The sequence below is a fragment of the Mucilaginibacter conchicola genome, assembly GCF_003432115.1.
Lineage (GTDB): Bacteria > Bacteroidota > Bacteroidia > Sphingobacteriales > Sphingobacteriaceae > Mucilaginibacter > Mucilaginibacter conchicola.
The window spans coordinates 236,504-260,774 of record NZ_QWDC01000003.1; the positions used below are offsets into that span (position 1 = coordinate 236,504).

Annotated in this window: 25 protein-coding genes; 19 read left to right on the forward strand and 6 right to left on the reverse strand. The window is 43.6% G+C overall.

Features of this window, described 5'->3' with window-relative positions; translation table 11 throughout:
* Positions 1-10: 10 nt before the first annotated feature.
* The 5 genes from D0C36_RS17625 to D0C36_RS17645 all read left to right on the forward strand — a co-directional run bounded on the left by D0C36_RS17625 (position 11) and on the right by D0C36_RS17645 (position 5,296).
* Positions 11-1,264, forward strand: coding sequence for a DUF6786 family protein (locus tag D0C36_RS17625; RefSeq protein WP_117392981.1), 1,254 nt, complete (start codon positions 11-13; stop codon positions 1,262-1,264).
* A 45-nt stretch (positions 1,265-1,309) separates the two neighbouring features.
* A complete protein-coding gene (fucP, locus tag D0C36_RS17630; protein ID WP_117392982.1) occupies positions 1,310-2,587 on the forward strand; it encodes an L-fucose:H+ symporter permease in 1,278 nt (425 codons plus the stop codon).
* A gap of 122 nt (positions 2,588-2,709) precedes the next feature.
* Positions 2,710-3,498, forward strand: a complete 789-nt coding sequence (locus tag D0C36_RS17635; protein WP_117392983.1) for an SDR family oxidoreductase — start codon at positions 2,710-2,712, stop codon at positions 3,496-3,498.
* A 57-nt stretch (positions 3,499-3,555) separates the two neighbouring features.
* Entirely contained in the window at positions 3,556-4,260 is a 705-nt protein-coding gene (locus D0C36_RS17640) for an NUDIX hydrolase (protein ID WP_117392984.1), read from the forward strand.
* A 13-nt stretch (positions 4,261-4,273) separates the two neighbouring features.
* On the forward strand, positions 4,274-5,296 hold the full coding sequence (locus D0C36_RS17645; RefSeq protein ID WP_117392985.1) for a PorP/SprF family type IX secretion system membrane protein: 1,023 nt from the start codon (positions 4,274-4,276) through the stop codon (positions 5,294-5,296).
* A 133-nt stretch (positions 5,297-5,429) separates the two neighbouring features.
* Here D0C36_RS17645 and rpoN read toward each other — a convergent pair whose 3' ends face one another.
* Positions 5,430-6,905 (reverse strand): RNA polymerase factor sigma-54, encoded by a 1,476-nt coding sequence (gene rpoN, locus D0C36_RS17650; protein ID WP_117392986.1) that lies wholly within the window; start codon positions 6,903-6,905, stop codon positions 5,430-5,432.
* A 156-nt stretch (positions 6,906-7,061) separates the two neighbouring features.
* Here rpoN and mscL point away from each other — a divergent pair, with 156 nt between their 5' ends.
* On the forward strand, positions 7,062-7,451 hold the full coding sequence (gene mscL / locus D0C36_RS17655; protein WP_117393604.1) for a large-conductance mechanosensitive channel protein MscL: 390 nt from the start codon (positions 7,062-7,064) through the stop codon (positions 7,449-7,451).
* Positions 7,452-7,548: 97 nt separating this feature from the next.
* Positions 7,549-7,902 carry an MmcQ/YjbR family DNA-binding protein gene (locus D0C36_RS17660; protein ID WP_233524514.1) on the forward strand — a complete coding sequence of 118 codons (354 nt, stop codon included), beginning with the start codon at positions 7,549-7,551 and terminating at the stop codon, positions 7,900-7,902.
* A gap of 51 nt (positions 7,903-7,953) precedes the next feature.
* Here the strand turns inward: D0C36_RS17660 and D0C36_RS17665 are convergent, their stop codons facing one another.
* Positions 7,954-8,832 (reverse strand): ChaN family lipoprotein, encoded by an 879-nt coding sequence (locus D0C36_RS17665; RefSeq protein WP_117392987.1) that lies wholly within the window; start codon positions 8,830-8,832, stop codon positions 7,954-7,956.
* Between the two features lie 139 nt (positions 8,833-8,971).
* On the opposite strand from D0C36_RS17665, the gene rpmH reads away from it, so the two are divergent.
* From rpmH to tsaB, 4 genes are all read left to right on the forward strand, one after another.
* A complete protein-coding gene (gene rpmH, locus D0C36_RS17670) occupies positions 8,972-9,130 on the forward strand; it encodes a 50S ribosomal protein L34 (RefSeq protein WP_117392988.1) in 159 nt (52 codons plus the stop codon).
* A gap of 76 nt (positions 9,131-9,206) precedes the next feature.
* Complete coding sequence (locus tag D0C36_RS17675) at positions 9,207-9,590, forward strand: ribonuclease P protein component (RefSeq protein WP_117392989.1); 384 nt, start codon at positions 9,207-9,209, stop codon at positions 9,588-9,590.
* Positions 9,587-9,829, forward strand: a complete 243-nt coding sequence (yidD, locus tag D0C36_RS17680) for a membrane protein insertion efficiency factor YidD (protein WP_117392990.1) — start codon at positions 9,587-9,589, stop codon at positions 9,827-9,829. The genes D0C36_RS17675 and yidD overlap by 4 nt, the downstream gene beginning before the upstream one ends.
* Before the next feature lie 87 nt (positions 9,830-9,916).
* Complete coding sequence (tsaB, locus tag D0C36_RS17685; protein WP_117392991.1) at positions 9,917-10,597, forward strand: tRNA (adenosine(37)-N6)-threonylcarbamoyltransferase complex dimerization subunit type 1 TsaB; 681 nt, start codon at positions 9,917-9,919, stop codon at positions 10,595-10,597.
* Here the strand turns inward: tsaB and D0C36_RS17690 are convergent, their stop codons facing one another.
* Together D0C36_RS17690 and D0C36_RS17695 are read right to left on the reverse strand one after the other, a co-directional pair.
* Positions 10,598-12,037 (reverse strand): DUF5723 family protein, encoded by a 1,440-nt coding sequence (locus D0C36_RS17690; RefSeq protein WP_117392992.1) that lies wholly within the window; start codon positions 12,035-12,037, stop codon positions 10,598-10,600. It abuts the gene before it with no gap.
* Between the two features lie 123 nt (positions 12,038-12,160).
* Positions 12,161-13,741, reverse strand: a complete 1,581-nt coding sequence (locus D0C36_RS17695) for a hypothetical protein (RefSeq protein ID WP_117392993.1) — start codon at positions 13,739-13,741, stop codon at positions 12,161-12,163.
* Positions 13,742-13,828: 87 nt separating this feature from the next.
* Between D0C36_RS17695 and D0C36_RS17700 the strand changes: the two genes are divergently transcribed.
* From D0C36_RS17700 to D0C36_RS17710, 3 genes are all read left to right on the forward strand, one after another.
* A complete protein-coding gene (locus D0C36_RS17700; RefSeq protein ID WP_117392994.1) occupies positions 13,829-14,215 on the forward strand; it encodes a DUF423 domain-containing protein in 387 nt (128 codons plus the stop codon).
* 6 nt (positions 14,216-14,221) lie between these two features.
* The gene (gene priA / locus D0C36_RS17705; RefSeq protein WP_117392995.1) at positions 14,222-16,711 is read left to right on the forward strand and encodes a replication restart helicase PriA; all 2,490 of its coding nucleotides are present in this window, start codon (positions 14,222-14,224) and stop codon (positions 16,709-16,711) included.
* 506 nt (positions 16,712-17,217) lie between these two features.
* Positions 17,218-17,472 carry a hypothetical protein gene (locus tag D0C36_RS17710; protein WP_117392996.1) on the forward strand — a complete coding sequence of 85 codons (255 nt, stop codon included), beginning with the start codon at positions 17,218-17,220 and terminating at the stop codon, positions 17,470-17,472.
* Between the two features lie 27 nt (positions 17,473-17,499).
* Here D0C36_RS17710 and D0C36_RS17715 read toward each other — a convergent pair whose 3' ends face one another.
* Positions 17,500-18,051 (reverse strand): tetratricopeptide repeat protein, encoded by a 552-nt coding sequence (locus D0C36_RS17715; RefSeq protein WP_117392997.1) that lies wholly within the window; start codon positions 18,049-18,051, stop codon positions 17,500-17,502.
* Positions 18,052-18,126: 75 nt separating this feature from the next.
* Here D0C36_RS17715 and ung point away from each other — a divergent pair, with 75 nt between their 5' ends.
* A complete protein-coding gene (gene ung / locus D0C36_RS17720) occupies positions 18,127-18,807 on the forward strand; it encodes a uracil-DNA glycosylase (RefSeq protein WP_117392998.1) in 681 nt (226 codons plus the stop codon).
* A 146-nt stretch (positions 18,808-18,953) separates the two neighbouring features.
* On the opposite strand, the gene D0C36_RS17725 is transcribed toward ung, so the two are convergent.
* Positions 18,954-19,424, reverse strand: coding sequence for an Lrp/AsnC family transcriptional regulator (locus D0C36_RS17725; RefSeq protein WP_095704507.1), 471 nt, complete (start codon positions 19,422-19,424; stop codon positions 18,954-18,956).
* A 129-nt stretch (positions 19,425-19,553) separates the two neighbouring features.
* Between D0C36_RS17725 and D0C36_RS17730 the strand changes: the two genes are divergently transcribed.
* The 4 genes from D0C36_RS17730 to D0C36_RS17745 all read left to right on the forward strand — a co-directional run bounded on the left by D0C36_RS17730 (position 19,554) and on the right by D0C36_RS17745 (position 24,231).
* Positions 19,554-20,204 carry a metal-dependent transcriptional regulator gene (locus D0C36_RS17730; RefSeq protein ID WP_117392999.1) on the forward strand — a complete coding sequence of 217 codons (651 nt, stop codon included), beginning with the start codon at positions 19,554-19,556 and terminating at the stop codon, positions 20,202-20,204.
* Positions 20,201-22,090 (forward strand): Nramp family divalent metal transporter, encoded by a 1,890-nt coding sequence (locus D0C36_RS17735; RefSeq protein WP_117393000.1) that lies wholly within the window; start codon positions 20,201-20,203, stop codon positions 22,088-22,090. The genes D0C36_RS17730 and D0C36_RS17735 overlap by 4 nt, the downstream gene beginning before the upstream one ends.
* 168 nt (positions 22,091-22,258) lie before the next feature.
* A complete protein-coding gene (gene smpB / locus D0C36_RS17740) occupies positions 22,259-22,708 on the forward strand; it encodes an SsrA-binding protein SmpB (protein WP_095704510.1) in 450 nt (149 codons plus the stop codon).
* A 29-nt stretch (positions 22,709-22,737) separates the two neighbouring features.
* Positions 22,738-24,231: a sialate O-acetylesterase gene (locus D0C36_RS17745; protein ID WP_117393001.1), complete on the forward strand. Its 1,494-nt coding sequence runs from the start codon at positions 22,738-22,740 to the stop codon at positions 24,229-24,231.
* Positions 24,232-24,271: the final 40 nt, after the last annotated feature.

Sequence of the window (24,271 nt, forward strand, 5' to 3'; positions counted from 1 at the left end):
AAAACCAATTATGAAGAAGCTAACGAGGTTTTTACTTATCCCTGCTATGGCCCTTGCCGCTTGCGGGCAGCAAAGCGATAAAAAACGAACAGATACTACAGCCTTAGATACGACTACTAATGTAGCTGCTATTCCAAATGGTACTTTCGCTTATGATCTCGCCTTTCTGCAGAAGCATGATAGTGTTATTGTGCTGAAAAGCAGCGATGGCAAAGCACAGGTTGTCATCTCGCCAAAATACCAGGCAAAGGTGTTTACTTCAACGGCAGAGGGCGATAGCGGGAGAAGCTTCGGTTGGGTAAATTATAAAACCTTTACGGCCAAGCCGGATGAGCACATGAACGCTTTTGGTGGCGAGGACAGGCTTTGGCTTGGCCCCGAAGGTGGCAAATTTTCCCTCTACTTTAAGCCCGGTACAAAAATGGAGTTCGCCAACTGGCATACCCCGCCGGCTATCGATAGCGAACCGTGGACCCTGGTATCAAAAAAAGATAATGAAGTGGTGATGAGCAAAGGCACCCAAATGCTCAACTACGCCAACACTCCACTCAAAATAAAACTGGATAGAGCGGTGCAATTGCTTGCCGCTGCCGATATCCCCAAGCTACTAAACATTACTGTTGGTGATAAAGTGAATGCTGTTGCTTTTAGTACTACCAACACCATCACCAACGCTGGTGATAAAGCCTGGGATAAAACCACAGGCGCGCCATGTTTGTGGAACCTGGATATGTTTTCGCCGTCAGAGAAAACTATTATTGTAGTACCGTATAATGATAAAGCAGCGGGCAAAGTAGCCACAACAGATTACTTCGGGCAAATACCGCCCGATAGGGTAAAGTACAGCAAGGGCATCCTGCTGTTTAAAGCCGATGGCAGATCTCGGGGCAAACTGGGCATGCCGCCAAACCGTGCCAAAAATATTAACGGTAGTTATGATCCTGAACACAAAGTACTCACCATCACTTTTTACGACATTAATCCTAACGGTACCTACCTTAACCAGGAGTGGACGCCCGATAAACCGCCTTTTACCGGCGATGCGGTGAACGCTTATAATGATGGCCCCCTGGCTACGGGTGGGCAGATGGGGCCATTCTACGAGATAGAAAGTGTATCGCCTGCAGCTTTCCTTAAACCCGGAAGCTCGCTTATGCACAAGCATAGCGTATTCCATTTTACCGGTGATGAAAGCCAGCTGAATGATATCGCCCTCAAAACACTCGGAATTTCATTGAAGGATATACAAGCTGCCTTTAAATAATTATATTGAGCCACCAATTATTAATTGTAACATACACATATTATAATGTCAAAAGACAAAAGCCTGGCTGCGGTTGCGCTCATCACATCGCTGTTTTTTATCTGGGGATTTGCATTGAATCTCAATCCCATACTTATCCCTCACCTTAAAAAAGCCTGTCAGCTAACAGATTTTCAATCGTCGCTTATCGATTCGGCATCTTATGTGGCGTATTTCCTGCTGCCTATCCCGGCAGCACAGTTTATGAAAAAGTATAGCTACAAAGGCGGTATCATCTTGGGCTTGTTGCTGTTTTCTTTTGGTGCGGCACTGTTTTATCCCGCGGCAGCGGTACGTAACTACGGCTTCTTTTTGGGGGCGCTGTTCGTGGTGTTCTCGGGTATGGCTTTCCTGGAAACGGCCGCCAACCCGCTCATTACGCTAATTGGCGACCCTGCAAGTGCTACGCAGCGTATCAACTTTGCACAATCATTTAATGGTATGGCTGCGGCTTTAGCGCCGTTCATTGGCGGCACATACATTTTATCGGGCAAAGTACTCACAGATGCGCAGGAAAAGGCAATGCCGCCTGCACAGTTAGAGGCTTATCTAAATCACGAAGCATCATCAGTACAAATACCGTTCATCGTTATCAGTATTGCTGTTTTTGTTGTGGCGGCATTTGTTTGGCGTACCAAGTTCCCGGCTATTAAAGAAGAATCGCCGGAGACTAAGGCTATTGAAGATAAACCATTAATGGGCAGAATAAGCGCCTTATTAGGTAACAAACATTTGATGCGCGGCGTAGTAGCCGAGTTTTTCTACGTAGGCGGCCAGGCATGTGTAACCAGTTTCTTTATCCGCTACAGCGAGCATGTGGCAGGTTTTGGCGAGCACAAAGCCGCCAGTTTGTTAAGCATCGGTTTGTTATTATTTATGTTCGGCAGGTTATCGGGTACGGCATTAATGTCGTTCTTTAACCCCGTTAAGTTATTGGTAACCTATGCTATTATTAATATAGGATTAATAGCGGCTGCTGTAACCCTGCAAGGCCCGGGTTTGGTTTATGTGCTGATGGCCGTGTTGTTCTTTATGTCAATCATGTTCCCTACGATATTCTCGCTCAGTATCCGTGGCCTTGGGCCTCAAACCAAACTGGGTTCATCATTGGTGATCATGGGTATTGTAGGTGGTGCTATTTTGCCGCCTGTAATGGGCCAGCTATCAGATATGTTTAACATACAAATTGCTTATATAGTGCCGGGCGTAAGCTTTGCTGTGATACTATGGTTTGCCCTGCAAAATGTTAAGGTAAAAAAGCTTGATGTGGTTGGCGGGCACTGATTGCCGTCAGTTTGCTGTTTGCGGTTGACAGTTTGCAGGTTTTTTTGGTTAGAATTTATTATCTATAGTTACTGGTTCGCAGCAATGCAAACTGCCAACTAATAACTGCCAACTAAAATAATATGGATCTGAATTTAAAAGGTAAAGTAATTATTGTTACCGGCGGTGCCAAAGGGATAGGCGAGGGCATTGTTACTTCGCTGGCTGCCGAAGGCGCTATACCTGTTATAGTGGGCCGTAGCGAAGAGGATAACCTTAAAGTGGTTTATACCCTGCAAGCCAAAGGCACAGAAAGCTTCCAGGTTGTGGCTGAACTGACCGAACCTGAGCAATGTGCCGCAGCAGTGAAAGCTATTGCTGATAAATATGGCCGTATTGATGGCCTGGTGAATAATGCAGGCGCTAATGATGGGGTAGGGTTAGAGCAAGGCGATTACGCGCGCTTTATGGCATCGCTGCATAAAAATATGGTGCATTATTATTTGATGGCGCACCATGCTTTACCTTATCTGAAAAAATCGCAAGGGCCAATCGTTAATATCACATCTAAAACTGCCGATACGGGCCAGGGCAATACATCGGCCTATGCGGCATCAAACGGCGGGCGTAATGCGCTTACCCGCGAGTGGGCGGTTGAATTGCTTAAATATGGCATTCGTGTAAATGCGGTGGTAGTAGCCGAGTGCTGGACACCCCTGTATGAAAACTGGATAAATACCCTTGCCGACCCTGCTGCCAAACGCAAAGAAATTGAGGCCAAGATACCCTTGGGTAACCGCATGACCAGCACTGCCGAAATTGCCGATATGGTGGTGTTCCTGCTCTCGGGCAGATCAAGCCATACCACCGGGCAAATTATTTATGTTGATGGCGGTTATGTACATTTAGACCGCGCGTTGGCTAACGCGTAGAGGGGCTTTTTTAAATCCAAGAGTTTTATTAACCTTGTAGCTGATAAACTTTTACTTATGGGTGAGTATACTGGCGAGACCAGAACCTTAGTTGCGGTAGACTGTATTATTTTCGGATTTGACGGATGGGATATCAAGATCCTGCTGGTAGAGCGTGGCCTTGAGCCTGAAGTGGGCAAATGGAGCTTAATGGGCGGGTTCATGAAACCTACCGAAAGCCCTGAAGACGCTGCTAACCGGGTGCTGCAATTGCGTACAGGTTTGGAGAATGTTTACATGGAGCAGTTCCAGGTGTTTGGTAAGCCGGATCGTGACCCGGTTGAGCGTACTTTGTCTATTGCGTACTTTGCTTTAATAGATATCCAGCAATACCAGCAGCAGCTGGTGAGCGATAACCACCCGGAGTGGTTCCTGCTTAACGAAATGCCCGATCTGGTTTTTGACCATGCCGAAATGGTTAAACTGGCCATGAAACAACTACGCTACAAAGCGGCCCTGCACCCTATATTGTTCCAGCTATTGCCCGATAAGTTTACTATCCCGCAACTGCAGGCTCTTTATGAAGGCGTTTACCACACAAAATTTGATGACCGTAACTTTAGCCGTAAGCTGCTTTCAACAGGCTTGCTTATCAAGCAAAATGAGAAGGATAAGCAGTCGTCAAAGAAGGGGGCTTTTTATTATCAGCTCGATCAATCTAATTATGAAGAAAAGTTTGAAAAATTCCTTAACTTAGTCCCTAATCCGGATAAATTTTTTTAAACTAAAAATACCAATGCTTAGGAAAGCATTACCTACCCTTATCACAGCTTGCTTCATCTCGCTTTTTGCTGCAGCCCAGCAAAAGCCGCAGTATACGCAATACATTTTCAATAACTTGTTATTGAACCCTGCCGTTACCGGTATTGAGAACTATACCGACGTTAAATTTGGCTACCGCAGCCAGTGGAAAGGCCTTGACGGCGCTCCCGTAACAGCTTATGCAAGTATTACCGCACCTTTGGGTACCGAGTTTACCGAAGGTGATGCCGCAGGCTTTTTGCCTTATGGCGGCGAAAGCCCTTACAGCCGTATGTACACCAGCGATTACCAGGCATCTGCACCGCACCACGGGATAGGTTTTATGGTAGTAACAGATAAAGCCGGTCCGTTAGATCAAACAAATATTGCCGCAACTTATGCTTACCACCTGGGTATTACCAGTAAATTTAACCTTTCGGTAGGTGTATCTGCCGGCGCTAACCACCTGCACCTGGCTACCTCTGAGCTTACTTTTGAAAACCCCGACGACCCCGTTTTACGAGGTATTGAGAATAATAAATGGAAACCCGATGTGGGCGTAGGTATATGGGGATACGCTGCCAATTACTACTTTGGTATTTCGGCACAGCAAATATTGCCTCAGGTACAATATATTTCTACTAAAACAGATAACGCTACGCTGAGCAAAGCGGTGCCGCATTTTTTTGCTACAGCAGGTATGAAGTTTTACCTGTCTGATGATGTAATGTTACTGCCATCAGCCTTGTTGAAATTTATCGATCCTACGCCAACCAGCTTTGATATCAATATGAAGCTTTCATTCCGCGATAGGTTCTGGTTTGGTGGCTCGTACCGCCGTAATGATTCATTTGGCGTGCTGGCTGGTTTTAACCTCAACTCGTTGGTTAACGTAAGCTATGCTTACGATATCACTACGTCACCACTAAAAGCGGTGAGCAATGGCTCTCACGAACTGGTGCTGGGTATATTATTGAACAATAAATACAAACTAACCAGCCCGCAGCACGGGTGGTAGTTTTTTTAAAGAGTCAGGACTTTTAGAGTCAGGAATCAAGATTTATCAATTACATAAAAAGAAAAAGCCCTTAAAAATTTTTAAGGGCTTTTTTATGTCTTGATTCCTGACTTCTAATAGTCTTGATTCTCTCTTATAGCTCTTTCCTTAGCCTTGCTACCGGGATGTTCATTTGCTCGCGGTATTTGGCTACGGTGCGGCGGGCAATGTTGTAACCGGCCTCTTTGAGTATTTCGGTAAGCTTTTCGTCGGCAAGGGGGTGGCGTTTGTCTTCTTTGCCAATATGTTCTTCCAGTATCTTTTTTACCTCTTTGTTAGATACCTCTTCGCCGCTTTCGGTTTGGATAGCCTCGCTAAAGAATGACTTAAGCAGGAAGGTGCCATGCTCAGTTTGTACATATTTAGAGTTAGCCACACGCGATACTGTTGAGATATCCATGCCGATACGGTCGGCAATATCTTTCAGGATCATTGGCTTAAGGTTCTTATCATCCCCGGTTAAAAAGAAATCGTACTGGTATTGCATAATGGCATTCATGGTTTTAAGCAGCGTTTGCTGGCGCTGCTTAATAGCATCAATAAACCATTTTGCCGAATCGAGCTTTTGTTTTACAAACTGTACGGCCTCTTTTAGCTTCTTATCTTTTTGCGATGCCTTATCATAATGCTGAAACATCTCCTGGTAAGAGCGGCTCACCTTAAGCTCTGGCGCGTTTTTAGAATTAAGCGTTAGTATCAGAACACCATCGTTGTTTTTGATGTGAAAATCTGGTATCACCTGCATTTGCTTGGTGCTTACCTCATTGCTGTCGCCCGGTTTAGGGTTTAGCTTTAATATTTCGTTAACCACGCCACGCAACTCGTCAGAGTTCATGTTTAATGATTTCTCCAGCTTATCATAATGCTTGCGGGTAAACTCTTCCAGATAATGTTCAACTACCAGTATGGCTTTCTTGATGATAGGATCATTTGCATCCTTACGGCGAAGCTGTATCAGCAAACACTCCTGTAAGGTACGTGCACCAACGCCCGGCGGATCGAAGGACTGGATAACTTTCAGCATATCTTCAACCTCTTCATCCTCGGCCATTACGTTTTGTGAAAAGGCCAGGTCATCAGTTAACGACATGATAGGGCGGCGCAGGTAACCATCATCATCCAAACTACCTATTATCTGCCGGCCGATGGCAAAATCATGATCAGACAGGGGTAAAAGATCCAGCTGTGCCTGCAGGTTCTCAAAGAAAGAACTTTGAACGGCAATAGGGATCTCCTTGCGGTCGTCATCATCATCGCCATTATTATCGTAGCGGCTGCCGTAATCGTTTACGCTGTCGTCTTGCAGGTAATCGTCAATGTTAAACTCGTCCATCTCGCCACCCTCATGATCACTATCGTAGTTATCATCGTCTGGGTCGCGGTCAGGGTATTGTTCTTCGGGCTCGTTGATATTGGTGAGGCTCATATCCTCAAGCGCAGGGTTTTCTTCCAGTTCTTCTTTAATACGGGTATCTAACGACACGGTAGGCACCTGCAGCAATTTTATAAATTGAATTTGCTGCGGCGATAGTTTCTGAAGGAGCTTCTGCTGAAGATTTTGTTTTAACATAGTTTATAGACGCGGGGTCAAAAGTACAGCAATTACATTAAGTTTAAAAATGGTTTTGTGGCTGTATTTACATTCCTAAAATGTTTTTAGGTGGGTTTTGTTTGGAGCAGTCAAAATTTTATTGATAACTTTAATAACACAACAATTAATAAGGATATGGGATTTGTAAAAGAGTTTAAAGAGTTTGCTATTAAAGGCAATGTATTAGATCTGGCTGTTGCAGTAGTTATTGGTGCTGCGTTTGGTGATATAGTAAAATCATTGGTTAATGATATTATTACCCCGGCAGTACTAACCCCGGCATTAAAGGCAGCAAATTTAACTGACCTTGCTCAGTTAAAAATACCCGGTACGGCAATAGCATATGGTAAATTTATCTCTCAGGTGATCTCTTTTATCATCATCGCATTGTCGCTGTTCCTGATCATTAAAGGCCTTAACAGCTTTAAAAAGAAAGAAGAAGCTGCGCCTGCAGCGCCACCCGCACCAACTAAAGAAGAAGTATTACTGGCCGAGATACGCGACCTGCTGGCTAAGAAAGCGTAAGCGTTGTTGCTTCGCGTCATTGAGTCATTACGCTTCGCTGTCATTGAGTCATTACCTTTCAACTTGCCTTAATGTGGTGAAGTTAGTTAAAACATAAATGACGATAGATAATGTAAAGATGCTTCGCGAAATAGCCCTTTCGTTACCCGAGGTAATCGAAGCGCCTCACTTTGAGAAAACATCGTTCAGGGTAAATAAAAAGATATTTACAACAGTGGTGGCGGAGCATAACCGCGCCACTGTTAAACTTACTCCGGATGAGCAGGATATCTTCTGCACTTTTAATACTGAGGTGATCTATCCTGTACCCAACAAATGGGGCAAACAAGGCTGGACTCACGTTAATCTACAGCTGGTGCAGCGCAACATGCTCACTGAGATCTTAAAAACAGCCTACTGCGGCATCGCCCCAAAACATCTCGCCGCCCAAATCACTTTTGAGGAAGATTAAAACCGTCCCAGTCAAAATCAAATTGTCGTTGATGACCCAATGACCCAATGATCAAAACGTCTTTGGTAATTTAGGATCGGTGAGGATAATAAAGTCACCCATTTTTTCAAATTTGGTCCAGTCGGGGTTGTCGAAGCCGTCATCGGCGTATGCGGCAATGTTTACGATGCGTACTTTGGGTGAGTATTTCTTTAGTTGTGCGGCAGTGCCCAGCTTCTCCTCACTATGGAAACCACCATTAACCTGCATTACTTTAAAATCTTTATGCGTTTTCAGGAATTGCGCTATGTTATAACCCATGGTAGCATCCCACACATTTTGTGATTGATATATCTTCATGTTGCCCATAGCGCTATGCCCACCCATAATGTTCACAAATTTCTCATAGTAGGGGCCTGTTGCGGTATCAATAGGTAAAGGTGCCAGCCATGTTTTGGCTTGTGCGCTCAATTGGTTTAGGCTGACTAAACCGCCGCGGGTAACCATATTAGTGTAGCGGGTAGGGGCGTTGGCTGCAACAACAGGTGTGTTAGTTGCTTTAGCCTGCTCTATCATAGGGCGGTAGTCTTTATAATTATTCCAGGCACGGCCTTCGGTAATAAGGTTTTTCTCGCGGATGAGGCCGGCTAAATACTCGTTCAAAACAGTCTGGCAATCCGTTTGGAACATCTCTAATGATAATGCCGATTTGCCGGGGTATTTTTCCGTTAGCTTTTTAAATAACAAAGCTTCCAGGTAGTGGCCGGTAGAGTCGTTATGCTCTTCGCCAAAGAAGAGTACATCGGCTTTATCAAGGCTGCTGATGATATCATCAACAGTAGCAGGTGCTTTTTTAGCGGTGTTGTATATTTTATAGTGGGGCGCCATGGCATCCTGTGCCATAGCTGCAAATGATGTAAGTATCAGTAAAACAGTAAGAAAGCTTTTCATTAGGGTAGTGTTAGCTTTAATGTTAATAAATTTAGCCAAATAACTGCAATACTATTTGAAAAAACTAAAAATTACGCTACATTTGCACTCTTGTTTTTAAGAGCAACGATTTAGAAGACGAATAGAATAAAATATAGCCATGAAAAGAACGTTCCAACCTTCAGTAAGGAAAAGAAAAAATAAACACGGTTTCCGTGAGCGCATGTCATCTGCAAACGGCAGAAGAGTACTTGCTGCAAGAAGAGCTAAAGGCAGAAAAAGATTAACTGTATCTGACGAGCGCACTCACAAAGCATAATAATGGTTGTATCTTCTGCTAAGCAGAGGGGCTAACCGTTTTTGTGTTTGATAGCTGCGGTTTGGCATTAACAACTATGTATACTTTTAAGAAAGAAGAACGGTTATGTAATAAAAGTCTCATTGAGGGTCTTTTTCATAACGGTTCTTCTTTTTTATGTTACCCCTACAAAATATCGTGGATGCCTGCCGATGCAGCGCAGCAATTCCCCGTGCAAATTGTATTTGCTGTTGGCAAAAAGCGTTATAAACACGCTACAGACCGCAATACTGTAAAGCGCCGCATGCGCGAGGCCTATCGCCTCAATAAACAAGCCCTGTTATATAATGTATTAAATGATGCCGACCGCAAATTGGTATTATTTATAAGCTATATAGGTAAAGAAATTGCCCCCTACGATTTTTTTGAAAAGAAAATGGTGAAGCTTTTAACGCAGCTTGCGGCGGAGGCTACCAAATGAATGCGCTGTGGAATGGTGTTAAAGCTATCTTCGGCGCTTTTTTTTTGGCGTTGATAAAGATCTATCAATATCTTATCTCGCCTATATTGCCCAACGCCTGCCGTTACACCCCAACTTGCTCTCAGTATGGTATAGAGGCCATCCGCAAGTACGGACCTTTTAAAGGCGGCTGGATGGCACTTAAACGTATTGCCCGTTGTAACCCCTGGGGCGGGCATGGGCATGATCCTGTCCCTTAATGCTAAGTCAAAATTCAAAATTAAAAAGTCAAAAACAGCGCGCGACGAGCAATTTTGAATTTTGAATTTTTACTTTTGACTTCCATTATGATTTTACAGATAGAAACCGCTACCACCTCTTGTTCCGTTGCCTTATCAGCCAACGGCGAGGTGCTTGCATATAAAGAGATCAACGAGCGTAATATGCACGCCGAGGTGATCACCATCTACATAAACGATCTCATTAAACAGCAGAATGCTTCTTATAATGATATTGATGCCATTGCGGTAAGCTGTGGCCCCGGCTCTTACACTGGTTTGCGCATAGGGGTATCAACCGCTAAAGGTTTGTGTTTTGCTTTGGATAAACCACTCATCGCCATAAATACCCTCGAGGCTATGGCCAGTGGTGTTGCAAATAAAAATGAGGTAGAGGCTGATACTTTATTATGCCCCATGATTGATGCCCGCCGTATGGAAGTTTACACTGCTGTTTATAAAACAGATGGTACTTTGGTAAAAACAACGGCTGCTGAGATCATCACCGTCGAAAGCTTTACCGACCTGCTACAGGATAATAAAGTGCTTTTCTTTGGTGATGGCGCGGCCAAATGTATAGATGTACTGGGCCAAAACGCCAATGCTTTGTTTAATATTGATTTTGAGAACTCGGCACGCGATATTACCCAATTGGCTCAACAGAAGTTTACCAATAAGCAATTTGAAGATGTGGCTTATTTTGAGCCTTATTATCTTAAAGATTTTATTGCCGGAAAGAAAAGCAGCTAATTAATCGCCATTATCAATACCCCAGATACCGTTCCACATGCGCCTCAGAAGGCCCGGGCGATCGCCGATAGGGATAACAGATGTATTAAGCGGATGCTCTATCACATGGCCAAATTTTAAAGAGAAACCCATAAAAAAGTCGGCTCCGCTAAATGAACCGGCTTTGGCTATCTGGCTTTCGCTTTTACCCGCAGCACCTGCTAAACTGGCGCTTTGTAATAGCCTGTCGCTGCCGATAAAAAACTCGGCATTTGGTGATCTTACCATAAACTGCAGGCCGGCGTTAAGTAATTTGTAATTATTGTATGATGCTACAAATGTACCCGTGAAGTTTTTGTATTGGATGGGGTTTGATAACGCTGCGGTGTATCCGTCATAAAACAACTCTTTTTGCACTATAAGCGTAGGAGAGTATTTTAATTGCATTTCGTTATCTAACCAGTACGATTTATTAGCACTTAGCTCAAACTTGGCATTGGTAGGCGTAGTAAAACCTGTTTGCCTATCGGCAGAACGTACAATGTCATGAGAGATTTTGTATAACTTATCTTCAAGCCTTGGCTCGCTTACCGCCGGTACTTCCTGTATATCATTAAACACACTCTCTGTTGATCTGTTGTACCAATGTATAAAACCAAGGTCCTTGATATTGGCCTGGATAACAAAATTATCGCGGGTTTGTAAACGCGTACCAATACTAATAGAGGCACCCGGGTTACGGAAATTAGGTAACAGATCGTGCCCGCTAAATTTGCCGGGAGTATAGCTTATGCGATAGTTGCCCTGTAAACCCAGGTAAGCGTTATCAGCAGCGTTATCAAACTGCAGATAAGAGCTGTTAATGTTTAAACGCTGATATTGTATACCCAGCAATGCACTCAGTTTAAAACCAAAAGAGAATTGCTTGCTAAATTTTTCGCGGTAGGCAAAGCTTATCTGGTGATATGCCTGGTAGCGGTAACTGTTATTCAGATCGTTGTAAGGTACACCATCCTGAAATGCGCCGGCGCCATTTAACAGCAATAATGTTTGATCGGTAAATATGCCTTTCCCCTCTGCACGGGTTTGTACAGAGAACCCCATTTCCTGGTCGCCATCAAGGCTTTTAAAAATGCGCAGCATCAACAAATAGGTATTCGCATCTACATTGGCGCGGCTAAAATCTCCTTTATCTAAAGTTAGGTTAGTGTTTACATACCTGCCGGTAAAAGCACGTGTTTTAAGTGGCACCTGGCCATGGCCTGTTAAGAAAAAGTTACTGCCAAAGTTGGGAACCAAAAAGTTGAAAGATATATACCTGCTACTGTCTGGTATAAAGTTGGTTTGCGCCGGGTTCTCAAATGAATCGAATAACGTACCGGTATTATATTGCGAAAATTGCTGGCCAAATGTTGTAGCAGAAATAAAAAGAAAACATACAACCAGTAAAAAACGATTCATATTTATATGCAATGCCTGTTGTCTGATGCTTGCCCTATCGGCTTAATTATACGTTACTAATATCTGTTATTTAAACGGATTAAAATGCACCAGGGTTGTGTTTTTTATATTATTTAATTGTTTTTATTGCCTGGCAACGGTATCCTGCATATTTTTTAATAAGCAAAAATTAGTGTAGAAATTTTTATCAGTTGCGCCAAACTGAAAGGATACGGCATAGAAATTTCTCCATGATAAAGCATTGTCTTTATAAGAAATATAGAAGTCGTCCTTTAAACTTTGTTTTAAAATTTGTTGCGAATTTTTAAAGTGTAAAAAGAAGGAAATGTTACTGCGTTCGGCCAGTAAATTATCAAAAGGGAGGTAATTATCAGTCTTGCTGATGAGCTTACGGTTAAAATAAGTGTCGGCATAACTGGTGAGTTCGCCGGGGGTGTTGGCCAGTATTAAATAATTATCAATAATCCGGAAATACGGTTTTCTGAAAGCACTAAAAGCGTCGCCCAGTAAAAAATAAGGCAGCTTAGTAAAATTGAACTGGCCCACCTCATCAGTAACCATATTGCTTATGTTGGTCATGAATGGCCTTAGCTGCGATCCGTTTTTTACTTCTATAATGCCAAACTTTTCCTGAAAACGGGTGGTAACCACAGCAAATTCGCTTTTTACCAATTTTTCAAACTCGGGTTTTATGTTGATGCCTGTTTCCTGTTTAACCTTTGTTAGCAGGGCATCTTTCTCCTTTTGTAAACCGGCCTTTTGTTGAAAGGTAGATAGATCGTTGAAAAATTTAGAAGCATCAGATACCGCCATATCTATGGCATAAGCAGTAGTTGAAGGGTAGATATCTTTGAGGTTATTAACCACGGGCTGCTGATTGGCAAATATATTAAGATAGCTGCCTGGTTTTTGTGTTTCGATATTCGTGTACCCCGCAAACATAATAGCATCATTCTTGAAATTGATATTAAGTGCGGCCAGCGCAGGCAACAGGCGGAAAGGCTTAAAAATATCTGTATTGTCCTTAAACACCTGGTTAAACAGAGGGTCGAGGTGTTGGTAATTCACATACAGGTTTACCAATGAGTTGGAGTTCTGCTGATCCGGCAGGAGCATAAAGTTATGCTGCTCTTTAGGTGGCTGGTAGGTTGCTGCAATAGTTATCAGGTCTTTAGAAAAACTTGCCGATAAGATATTGCCGCCACTATTAATGATGTACAGGCGTTTTTTTAACGATGCAAAGTAAACATTGTAGCCGCTTTTATCGCCTATCTTAAGCGGGGTTATCAGCATACCGCTGTTGCGCTGTTTGGCTAACTCATCAAATTGCTGCACAGGTACATCTTTTACCGATGCCGTTATCAGCAACTGTATATCGTCTTTAACAGGGTGTATCGATATAAAAATATTGCGGTTATCAAACGCCTTGTTCAGCGCCGGGTTGTTTATCAAACGGTTTTTAACGGTATCCAGGTCGGTGAGTTTTTCTTCGCCGATAAGGTTGCCAAGGATGTTGTTGTCTTTGTAAATATCATAGAGGCTGTTCTCGTTGGTAAACTCAAAAACCAGCGCAGCATTATCGGGGATGGTGCGTATCACATTGCCGGCATGCATGCCCGATGTGCCTAAACTGTTAAAATATTTAACGGTTACCCACGCAACAGCGGCAATTAAAATTAAGGTTATGGCTATCAGTCTCTTCATGTACGGTGTTCCGGTTGCAATTTAGAATTTTACTGTACCACAATAAAGTAATACTTTCATTTGGTTAACTTAGCCTTTTATATCTGCATGAATAAACAAATAATAATTACGGCTTCGTTTTTTGGTGCTTTGGCTGTTATTGCCGGTGCTTTTGGTGCCCACGCTTTAAAAGATGTATTAACGGCCAAACAGTTAGATACCTGGCATACCGCAGTACAATACAACTTTTACCACGTGTTTGCCCTGCTCTTTTTATCTACTTTCGGCAGGTTTAAAAACAAGCTCATCAACGTTGCCTATTATATGTTTACCCTGGGCATTGTGTTTTTCTCGGGTTCGCTGTACTTATTATCATGCCGCGACCTGCTAAATGCGCCCGGTTTAATAGCCCTTGGCCCCATAACACCATTAGGTGGCCTGTTGTTTATTATAGGATGGATTGTTTTAGCAATAGCTGCTTTCCGCAATAAATAAAATTACATGTTAGAGTTTGCCGAAGGTGCTGCTGCTACCCGCAAAACGCTTTTTGTTGAAGTGATATTGCCCTTAGCTATCAGCATTAATTACACTTACCGCGTACCTTACGAGCTTAATGATGCCATTGCTATTGGCAAGAGGGTAGTGGTGCAGTTTGGTAAAAGTAAACTCTATACCGCAATTGTCAGCAATATAAGCGAACAGGCTCCCGGCAAATACGAGGCGAAGTATATTATAGATATACTTGACGACCGCCCCGTGGTTACCCCAAAGCAATTGCAGTTTTGGCACTGGCTATCCGAGTACTATATGTGCAACGAGGGCGAGGTAATGAATGCCGCCCTGCCCACAGCCCTCAAACTGGCCAGCGAAACCAAGGTAATGCTGAACAAAGGTTTTGAGTACGATAAATCGGCAATGAATGATAAGGAGTATTTGATTACCGAAGCGCTGGACCTGCAGCCTGAGCTCACTATCAGCGATATAGCCAAACTGTTAGGCCAAAAAACAGTGATGCCGATATTGAAATCGCTGTTTGAGAAAAATATCATCAACATATCTGAAGAGGTTGCCGAGCGGTACAAACCGCGCAAGCGTGCCTACATAACGCTTAATCCGGCCTATCATAACCAGGATGCCTTGCAGGAATTGTTCCTGATCCTCGAGAAGCGGGCACCTAAACAAGCCGATGCTGTGCTGGCCTATATTAAATTATCGCGCCAGCAAAAGACCATTTCTAAAGCCGAACTATTGGAAGCCAGTGGTGCAGGTGAATCGAGCATTAAATCATTGGCCGAGAAAGAGGTTTTCTTTATCGAAGAAAAGAATGTATCGCGCCTGGGTTATGAAGAGGATGATGATGAGCTAAGTAATTTTGTGTTGAGCCCCGCCCAGAAAACTGCGCTGGATGGTGTGAGACAACATTTTGAAGAGAAAGATGTGGTGTTGCTGCATGGTGTAACTTCATCGGGCAAAACTCAGATCTATATAAAAGAGATAGAGAGATTTATCGCCACTGGCAAACAGGTGTTGTATCTGCTACCCGAGATAGCTTTAACTACACACGTAATAGAACGCCTGCGTGTTTATTTTGGAAGCACCATAGGCGTTTACCATTCCCGCTTTAATGATAACGAGCGGGTAGAGGTTTGGCAAAAGGTATTGAATGGCGAGTACAAAGTGGTACTCGGTGCACGTTCATCTGTATTCCTGCCATTTACTGATCTGGGGTTAATTATTGTTGATGAGGAGCACGAAACATCCTACAAGCAATTTGATCCTGCTCCGCGCTACAATGCGCGAGATGCTGCTATTTACTTAGCTAATATGTATGGCAGCAAAGTGCTGCTGGGGTCGGCTACGCCATCATTTGAGACCTATTATAATGCCCGCACCGGTAAATACGGTTTTGTAGAACTGATGGAGCGCTATGGTGGTGTTGAGTTACCATTGATACAGGTGGTAAGTATTACCGAGGAAACCAAGCGCAAAACTATGCAATCGCACTTTAGCAGTGTGTTGGTGCAGGATATTTACCAGGCTTTGGATAATAAGGAGCAGGTGATATTATTCCAGAACCGCCGCGGCTATGCGCCGGTTTTGATGTGCAAGGTTTGCGCCTATACGCCAAAATGTATCAACTGTGATGTAAGTTTAACTTACCACAAGCACAGCCATAAACTGCATTGCCACTATTGTGGCTATAAAGAAGATACACCCAATATCTGCCCGGCCTGTGGCTCAACGCACCTGGAATACAAGGGCTTTGGTACCGAGAAGGTAGAAGATGAGCTATCGATACTGATGCCCGAGGTTCGTTTGCAAAGGATGGATCTGGATACCACCCGCTCGCGTAACTCGCTGCAAAATATCCTTACTAATCTTGAAGAAAAAAAGATAGATATTTTGGTAGGTACCCAAATGGTTGCCAAGGGGTTGGATTTTGCTGATGTAACCGTAATAGGCATCATCAATGCGGATAGCCTGCTAAAATACCCCGACTACCGCGCCAACGAACGCAGCTACCAAATGCTGGCCCAGGTGAGTGGCAGGGCAGGGCGGCGTGGCAAGCAAGGTAAGGTGGTAATACAAACCTACGACCCCAACCACCGTGTGATACGCCAGGTGATAGATAACGATTACAACGATCTATATTTTACGGAGATGGAAGAGCGTAAAAGCTTTAAGTATCCGCCATACTATCGTATTATTAATTTAGATGTAAAGCATAAAGATCCCGAGGTGCTGTATAACCAGGCTGAGTATCTGGCTGGCGAACTCCGCAAGCATTTCGGTGATAGGGTGATAGGGCCGGAGGCGCCTCTCATCAACCGCATTCGTAACTTTTACATCAAATCTATCATGCTCAAATTTGAGCGGGATAGTATCTCGATAGTAAAAGCAAAAGCCATTATCAGGGATACCATCACTCAATTTCAAACTACTAAACTAAGTAAGGGGAGTATTGTGCAGGCAGATGTTGATCCGTATTAGTAAACAACGAGATGCGCACATCATTGCCGTCGGCTTCAGCCGACGGTCGTCGGATTAGAGTCCTGCTTTAGCCCAATATCAGATTAGTTTCGGCTAAAGCCGTTTGCTTTTCTGTTTGCTATCCGTTGGCTAAAGCCAACGGCAATGATTTTTTACGGTTTGACAGGTATCGTACCTACGGCACCCAAATCATCTTTAATTTTGCTACAAAGCGGTAGTTCCTACAGAGCAATTTTACTTTGCGAAGAATTTTACATATTATAAAAAGCGACATGATGGTAATGTTCCGTAGAGACAACCGCTTTGTAGAAAGCTACAATTGCATTTAATGCGTGCCGTAGGTACGCAACCGATAACTGATTAGGGCACCCAATCAACTTTTCAACAACGCGCTCATTAACACCATACTAAAAAGCCAACAATTCTTAACAAAAAGATAAAGTGTGTAAAACTTTCATTTAATGTACGTTGTTGATTTTTATATCGACACACTATAAATAATCGTTATGACAAACTCTATTCTTGAAATAAACGAAAACGAGTACCTGATCAAATTAAACAGGAGAAGTTTTGACCTTTCTTTTATTCGCAGTTTGCTAAAGATGGTTGAGGTTTCTGAACCGGTGAGATCTGAAAAACAAAAAGAAGAGAGTTTTGAAGGTTTCTCTTTTGTACCTGCACCTTTGGTTGACAGGCACATCGAGCCAAGCCAGAGTAGTTCTGCCGAGCCTGAGTATTTCAGCAAGCTCGACGAGAAGTAATCTTTAAATATCTTTTGTTTCTTTTCCTTAGAATTTAGGGCGGTAATTGCGCACAACTTGTTGTTTGTCCATCTGCGCCATTTGTGCCTTCATCATTTTTATTTGGTCGGCAAGTAATTTATTCTTGTCGTCCTTAGCTGCATCTTTGATATACATTTCTGCCTCGCGCTTGTTACGTTTAGCCATTGATATACCTGCAAGGCTGAGTTTTGCCAAAGCATTGTTATGAGACATGCTCATACCCAATTGAAGCGCTTTCTTAAAATATTTTTCGGCCTTTAAAGGCGCTGTGCGCGATTCTATCAAACCAATAAGCATATTGTAATAACCCCACTGGTTTTTATTAAGCTCTTTCTCGTAATTTTTAATGCGGTTAAGAAATTGTCCGGCTTTATCTGTGTTCTCTTTACGCAGGTAAAACTGCGCTATAATCATGTTCTCGTTAAAGAAGAAGGTAAGCAATGTCATACCACCTAATAAAAACACGGTTATTCCCCATCCCCAAAAGCCAAAGGCACAAAGCGTTACACCGGCACCCATTATAACACAGGCAATAACTAACCTAACTATATTCGACATAATTTGTATTACTATAAAAACAGTGCGCAAATATCGTTATTTGTACGCTAAATAAATCATCAGTATTTAATATTTATGGCAGGAGAATTAGAACCTTCGTGGAAAAAGCATTTAAGCGCAGAATTTGAGAAACCCTACATGCAGGAGCTTAAAGCTTTCCTGAAGCAGGAGAAGGATGCCGGCCACACCATATGTCCCCGCAATGCCGATATTTTTAACGCTTTTAACATCACGCCTTTTGATGATGTAAAGGTGGTGATACTGGGGCAAGACCCATATCACGGCCCAAACCAGGCGCATGGTTTATCGTTCTCGGTACAGCGCGGTATCCCTGCACCACCTTCGTTAAAGAATATCTATAAAGAACTATCAACCGATATTCCAGGCTTCATCATCCCCCAAACCGGCGACCTCACCAAATGGGCGCAGCAAGGTGTGTTGTTATTAAATGCCACGCTAACCGTTCGCGCGGCAACGGCAGGTTCGCACCAAAAGAAAGGTTGGGAAAAGTTTACAGATGCAGCCATCAAAATCTTGTCTGATGAGAAACAGGGCCTGGTGTTCATCCTCTGGGGAGCCTACGCGCAATCAAAAGCGCCATTGATCAATCCGAATAACAATCACTTAATTATAAAATCAACCCACCCCTCACCACTGGCTGTAAGCCACGGCGGGTTCTTCGGCTCTAAACCATTTTCAAAAACAAATGAGTTTTTGGAGAATGAAGGGAAGAAAGGGATTGATTGGCAGATATAGGCAGGAAAGAGTCAAGAAATAAGAATCAAGAACCAAGATAGGATTCTAAAAAATGCGATATGAGAAAAGCCCTTTAGTAATTCTAAAGGGCTTTTATGTGTTCAGAGTTCGTCTTGACTCTTGATTCTTACATCTTGACTCTCTTATCAGTATTCCAACGGAACTATAGGCTCTTTTTTGCTGGTGCTCATGATCATCATGGTTTGGAAGGTTTTTACCACAGATATGCGGCTTATCTTCTCCATGATCAGTTGCTCGTATGATTTAATGTCGCGCACGTAAACTTTTAGCAAGAAGTCGCATTGGCCGGTTACGTGGTGGCATTCGGTTACTTCTTTAATGGTTTTTATCTCATCTAAGAAGGTCTGGATAGTATTTTTCTGGTGAAAATCCAGCGAGATCTGGATAAAGGTTTTTATGCCAAGGCCCAGTTTTTCCTCGTCTACCAATGCGTGGTAGCTCTTAATGTACTGTGCATTCTCAAGTTTACGTACACGCTCAAGTGTTGGGGCCGGCGATAAGCCGATCTCATTTGATAGCTGCAAGTTGGTTATGCGGCCATTTTCCTGTAAAATCTTGAGTATCTGTAGGTCTATTTTATCTAATTCTGACGCCATGGTAAGTGCAAATATATACTATTCTTAACCTCACAAAATATAATTTTTTTTAAATATCTCACAACAAAACAAATCTCAAATAAGTTTGTATTTTTAGACAAGTCTAAAAAAATAATTAGATTTGTTTAAATGAATACATTAGCCGAGGAAAATTATCTGAAAGCCATCTATAAATTGTCGCTTGCGGCTGGCAATGTGAGTACTAACCAAATTGCTGCTGAGCTGGCTACAAAGGCATCATCCGTAACGGATATGGTGCGTAAGCTGGCCGAGAAAGCGCTGGTTAACTATACCCGTTACCAGGGCGTAAGTTTAACCAAGGCAGGAGAGAAGGTGGCGCTCAACATTATCCGCAGGCACAGGCTTTGGGAATATTTTTTGGTAGAGAAGCTGCATTTTAAGTGGGATGAGGTGCACGATATGGCCGAGGAGATGGAGCATATTTCATTAACCGAACTGATAGACCGGCTGGACGCTTTTATGGGCCACCCCACCCGCGACCCCCACGGCGACCCAATACCCGACTGCGATGGCAACTTTAAGGTGAGCGAACTAAAGCCGGTATCATCTGTAGAGGTAAACACCGCAGGCGTTATCTCCGGTGTGCGCGACCACTCGGCAAGTTTTCTGCAATACCTGGAGCGGCAACAGCTCACCATCGGTAAACATATTATTATAAAAGAAGTGATCAGCTACGATAACGCTGTGATATTGGAAATGGAAAATACTCAGATACAAATAAGCCGTGATGTGGCCAATAACCTTTTAATAGCCTTATGACACAGCAGCACGACTCACACTCATTAGGCAACGTACACAACACCGTTACCACCGAAAATAAAACCGGCTGGCGAAAGCTCTTGTCCTTCCTGGGGCCTGCTTACCTGGTTAGCGTGGGCTATATGGATCCCGGCAACTGGGCAACAGACCTGGCTGCGGGCAGTCAGTTTGGTTATAAGCTGATATGGGTGCTATTGCTATCCAACCTGATCGCGTTGCTATTGCAAAACCTATGCGTAAGGTTAGGTATTGTGCGCGGATTGGACCTGGCGCAGGCATCAAAGAATACCTATCCGCCCTTTGTGAATTTTTGCCTGTACGTAATGGCGCAGATAGCCATTGTAGCCTGCGACCTGGCCGAGATCATTGGTATGGCCATTGGTTTAAACCTACTGTTCGGTTTGCCGCTGATATGGGGTGTGTCTATCACCTTGCTGGATACTTTGCTGCTGTTGCTGTTGCTCAATAAAGGCATGCGCAAACTCGAGGGCTTTATTATATCGCTGATATTCATCGTAGGTGTAGCTTTTTTGGCGCAGATGTTTATCGTAAAGCCACAAATGATAGATGTGGCTAAGGGTTTCATTCCTACAAAACTGAACAGCCAGGCACTGTACATTGCCATTGGTATTATTGGTGCCACGGTGATGCCGCATAACCTGTATCTGCACTCATCATTGGTGCAAACACGCAAGATAGACCGCTCAGAAGAGGGGATAAAAACAGCCATTAAGTATAACTTTTGGGATACCACGATTGCCCTTAACCTTGCATTTTTTGTGAATGCAGCCATCCTGATATTGGCTGCTGCTGCTTTCTACTATCGTGGTTATCATGAGGTAGCCGAGATACAGGATGCGCATAAACTGCTCACCAACATCTTCGGGAAACTGGCGCCGGCATTGTTTGCCATTGCACTGATAGCCGCCGGGCAAAGCTCTACGGTAACAGGTACTCTGGCAGGTCAGATCATTATGGAAGGCCACCTTAACCTGCGTATTGCCCCGTGGCTGCGCCGTTTGCTAACGCGATTGCTGGCAATTATCCCGGCGTTTTTTACCATCCTGCATGCAGGCGATGAAGGGTTAGGGAAATTATTGATACTAAGCCAGGTGGTGTTAAGTTTGCAACTGGGCTTTGCGGTAATTCCGTTGATTCACTTCACATCTGATAAAAAGCGCATGGGGCAATTTGCCAACAGCATCCCTATGAAGGCTGCGGCGTGGTTTTTTGCCGTTATTATTGTTGGACTGAACGTGCAACTGGTGATACAGGAAATTGGCGATTGGGCAAAATCCGGCCCGGATTCTGCCCAATTGGTGCACTTTGTTATCGTGCCTATCGCCATAGGCATTGGTGTGTTGATGCTGTACGTTTTCCTGAGGCCTTTGTTATATAAGCATGTTAATCAGCCTATACAGGTACCACACGGTTTGGCATCAACTTTAGATAACCTCGAGGCCATACAATATAAGCAGATAGGTATCACTATAGATTTTTCTAAGAACGACCAGGATACCATTCGCCATGCTTTGATGCAGGGCGGCAAGCGGGCGCATTATAATTTGATCCACGTTGTTGAGACCGCTGGTGCGCGCTACTACGGCAAGCAAGTAATGGACAGCGAAACCCAAAGCGACGTGGATAACCTGGACAAATACGTAACTACACTAACCGACCTTGGCTACAAGGCCGAAGCGAAAATTGGTTATGGCGGCGCGGCTACGGCCATTGCGCAGATAGCTAAAGAAACGGAGATAGATTTCCTGGTGATGGGATCGCACGGGCATAAAGTTTTAAAAGACCTGATATTTGGCACAACCGTTGATGCTGTGAGGCATAAGGTGAATGTACCTGTGCTGGTTGTTAAACCGCAGAAGAAGTGAATGAAGAATTAGAGTCAAGAGTCAAGAATCAAGAGTCAAGAGTCAAGAAAGAAGGCATTTCAGGAATCAGGATTTAAAACCTCTTGTCTCTTGATATCCTGATTCTTGGCTCTCTTTAATCCTGGTTCTCTTAAATTGTTGCATATTTGCAACCCAATTCAATTTGTGATGGAGCAGAACGTATATATCAAAAATAAAAAGGCCTACTTTGAGTACAGTATACTGGATAAGTATGTGGCCGGCATCCAGCTTTTGGGTACCGAGATCAAATCTATCCGTAATGGTAAGGCCAACATTAACGATGCGTTTTGCACTTTTATTGATGGTCAGCTGTATGTGCGCAACCTGCACATCTCAGAATACTCTTATGGATCGTTCTACAATCACGAGGCCAAGCGCGACCGTGTGTTGCTACTCCACAAAAAAGAGCTCAAAAAACTCCAAACCCGCGGCGAAGAGAAGGGTTTGACCATTGTGCCACTGGCACTGTTCATTAGCGAACGGGGTTTTGCGAAGTTAGAAATAGGCCTTGCCCAGGGTAAAAAGACTTACGACAAACGCGAAACCCTTAAAGAACGCGATACCAAGCTGGAAATGGATAGGGCGATGAAGCGATAATTAACAATTTTGCAGTTTACGGTTTGCTGATGAAGTCTTATCTTCATGCCGTGAAACTTAGATTATTGATAGCAGTCGCCTTATTGGCTGTTATAACCGGCTGTAAAAAGCAAAACCCTATCACTCCCGATGAACCTGTAGATCCGCCGGTAACAGGCGTAGCTTTCTCTGTATCAAATCTTTTGCAGGATAATATGGTGCTGCAACGCAACAAACCCATTAACATTTGGGGCACAGGCGAGCCCGGCACTGTAGTTACCGTTACCGATACCTGGGGCACTACCGCAAATGCAAAAGCAGATAATAAAGGTATCTGGACTGTAGCGTTACCTGCTACCGGAACGCAAAGTACGGCACAAGAGTTACACATTACAGCAGGCCAGCAAGCTGTTAATTTAAAAAACATATTGGTGGGCGATGTGTGGGTTTGCGCCGGGCAATCAAATATGAATATGCCCATGGGTAAAAATGCAACATTTGCCGGGGTGGAGAATTACCAGGCAGAGATAGCCGCTGCAAATTATCCGCAAATAAGATCGTACACTGTTAAAGAAGATTACGAAACAGACCCTGTTGAGTTTCTGAAAGCTAAAGCAGACTGGATAACCTGTACCCCCGAGACTGCTGCAAACCTAAGCGCTGTTGCCTATTATTTTGCACGCAAGATAAATACAGACGAAGGGGTGCCTGTAGGAATTATCGTATCATCAGTAAATGGTAGTTGGTGCGAAACCTGGACACCTTTAAGTGTTTTTACATCTGATGGGGTGCTATTTGCTTTGTACAATAATACCCACCAAAGCAGCCAGCTATACAACGGGATGATCAATCCTCTGCGTAAAATGTCTATCACCGGTTTTAATTGGTACCAGGGCGAGAATAACCAAAACTTTCAACCTTACAGCAGTTACACCGATTTAAATGCGGCCATGATAAAAGGCTGGCGCGAGAAATTTAACCAGGGCGACCTGCCGTTTAATTATGTACAGATAACGCCTTTTGATGATAAAGGCACAAACGACCCAACAGTTTTTGGCCTGGCCAATTTCCGCGAGGCGCAATCGAACGTACGCACCAAAGCAACTAACAGCGCCATGGTGGTAACTATGGATGTTGGCGATGTGGCGGACCATCACCCTAAATATAAAAAACAGGTAGGCGAACGTTTAGCATCCATCGCATTAAATAAAACTTACGGTAAAAATGTTGCATACGCAGGCCCTAAATATCAATCTTACACACAAGCGGGCAACGAAGTAACTATTAAGTTTGACGCCGGAACAGCAACAGGGTTAACAACGATAGATAACGCTCCATTAAAACAATTCTTTTTTGTTGCAGGTGCTGATAAAGTATTTCGCCAGGGTGAGGCAAGCATCATTGGGAACGAGATCAAAATAAAAGTGCCTCAGGCTATATCACAGGTTCTTGCTGTTAGATATGCATATACTAACTATCCGGTTACCAACCTGCAAAACGCCGCCGGCCTGCCTGCAGAACCGTTTAGGACGGATAGCTGGTAAATGGGGTGAGGGAATATCGAATAAAGAATTTCGAATTTTA

Coding starts and splice junctions, on each gene's coding strand:
- D0C36_RS17625 (WP_117392981.1), top strand. CDS start 11: ATGAAGAAGCTAACGAGGTTTTTACTTATCCCTGCTATGGCCCTTGCC.
- fucP (WP_117392982.1), top strand. CDS start 1,310: ATGTCAAAAGACAAAAGCCTGGCTGCGGTTGCGCTCATCACATCGCTG.
- D0C36_RS17635 (WP_117392983.1), top strand. CDS start 2,710: ATGGATCTGAATTTAAAAGGTAAAGTAATTATTGTTACCGGCGGTGCC.
- D0C36_RS17640 (WP_117392984.1), top strand. CDS start 3,556: ATGGGTGAGTATACTGGCGAGACCAGAACCTTAGTTGCGGTAGACTGT.
- D0C36_RS17645 (WP_117392985.1), top strand. CDS start 4,274: ATGCTTAGGAAAGCATTACCTACCCTTATCACAGCTTGCTTCATCTCG.
- rpoN (WP_117392986.1), bottom strand. CDS start 6,905: ATGTTAAAACAAAATCTTCAGCAGAAGCTCCTTCAGAAACTATCGCCG.
- mscL (WP_117393604.1), top strand. CDS start 7,062: ATGGGATTTGTAAAAGAGTTTAAAGAGTTTGCTATTAAAGGCAATGTA.
- D0C36_RS17660 (WP_233524514.1), top strand. CDS start 7,549: ATGACGATAGATAATGTAAAGATGCTTCGCGAAATAGCCCTTTCGTTA.
- D0C36_RS17665 (WP_117392987.1), bottom strand. CDS start 8,832: ATGAAAAGCTTTCTTACTGTTTTACTGATACTTACATCATTTGCAGCT.
- rpmH (WP_117392988.1), top strand. CDS start 8,972: ATGAAAAGAACGTTCCAACCTTCAGTAAGGAAAAGAAAAAATAAACAC.
- D0C36_RS17675 (WP_117392989.1), top strand. CDS start 9,207: ATGTATACTTTTAAGAAAGAAGAACGGTTATGTAATAAAAGTCTCATT.
- yidD (WP_117392990.1), top strand. CDS start 9,587: ATGAATGCGCTGTGGAATGGTGTTAAAGCTATCTTCGGCGCTTTTTTT.
- tsaB (WP_117392991.1), top strand. CDS start 9,917: ATGATTTTACAGATAGAAACCGCTACCACCTCTTGTTCCGTTGCCTTA.
- D0C36_RS17690 (WP_117392992.1), bottom strand. CDS start 12,037: ATGAATCGTTTTTTACTGGTTGTATGTTTTCTTTTTATTTCTGCTACA.
- D0C36_RS17695 (WP_117392993.1), bottom strand. CDS start 13,741: ATGAAGAGACTGATAGCCATAACCTTAATTTTAATTGCCGCTGTTGCG.
- D0C36_RS17700 (WP_117392994.1), top strand. CDS start 13,829: ATGAATAAACAAATAATAATTACGGCTTCGTTTTTTGGTGCTTTGGCT.
- priA (WP_117392995.1), top strand. CDS start 14,222: ATGTTAGAGTTTGCCGAAGGTGCTGCTGCTACCCGCAAAACGCTTTTT.
- D0C36_RS17710 (WP_117392996.1), top strand. CDS start 17,218: ATGACAAACTCTATTCTTGAAATAAACGAAAACGAGTACCTGATCAAA.
- D0C36_RS17715 (WP_117392997.1), bottom strand. CDS start 18,051: ATGTCGAATATAGTTAGGTTAGTTATTGCCTGTGTTATAATGGGTGCC.
- ung (WP_117392998.1), top strand. CDS start 18,127: ATGGCAGGAGAATTAGAACCTTCGTGGAAAAAGCATTTAAGCGCAGAA.
- D0C36_RS17725 (WP_095704507.1), bottom strand. CDS start 19,424: ATGGCGTCAGAATTAGATAAAATAGACCTACAGATACTCAAGATTTTA.
- D0C36_RS17730 (WP_117392999.1), top strand. CDS start 19,554: ATGAATACATTAGCCGAGGAAAATTATCTGAAAGCCATCTATAAATTG.
- D0C36_RS17735 (WP_117393000.1), top strand. CDS start 20,201: ATGACACAGCAGCACGACTCACACTCATTAGGCAACGTACACAACACC.
- smpB (WP_095704510.1), top strand. CDS start 22,259: ATGGAGCAGAACGTATATATCAAAAATAAAAAGGCCTACTTTGAGTAC.
- D0C36_RS17745 (WP_117393001.1), top strand. CDS start 22,738: ATGAAGTCTTATCTTCATGCCGTGAAACTTAGATTATTGATAGCAGTC.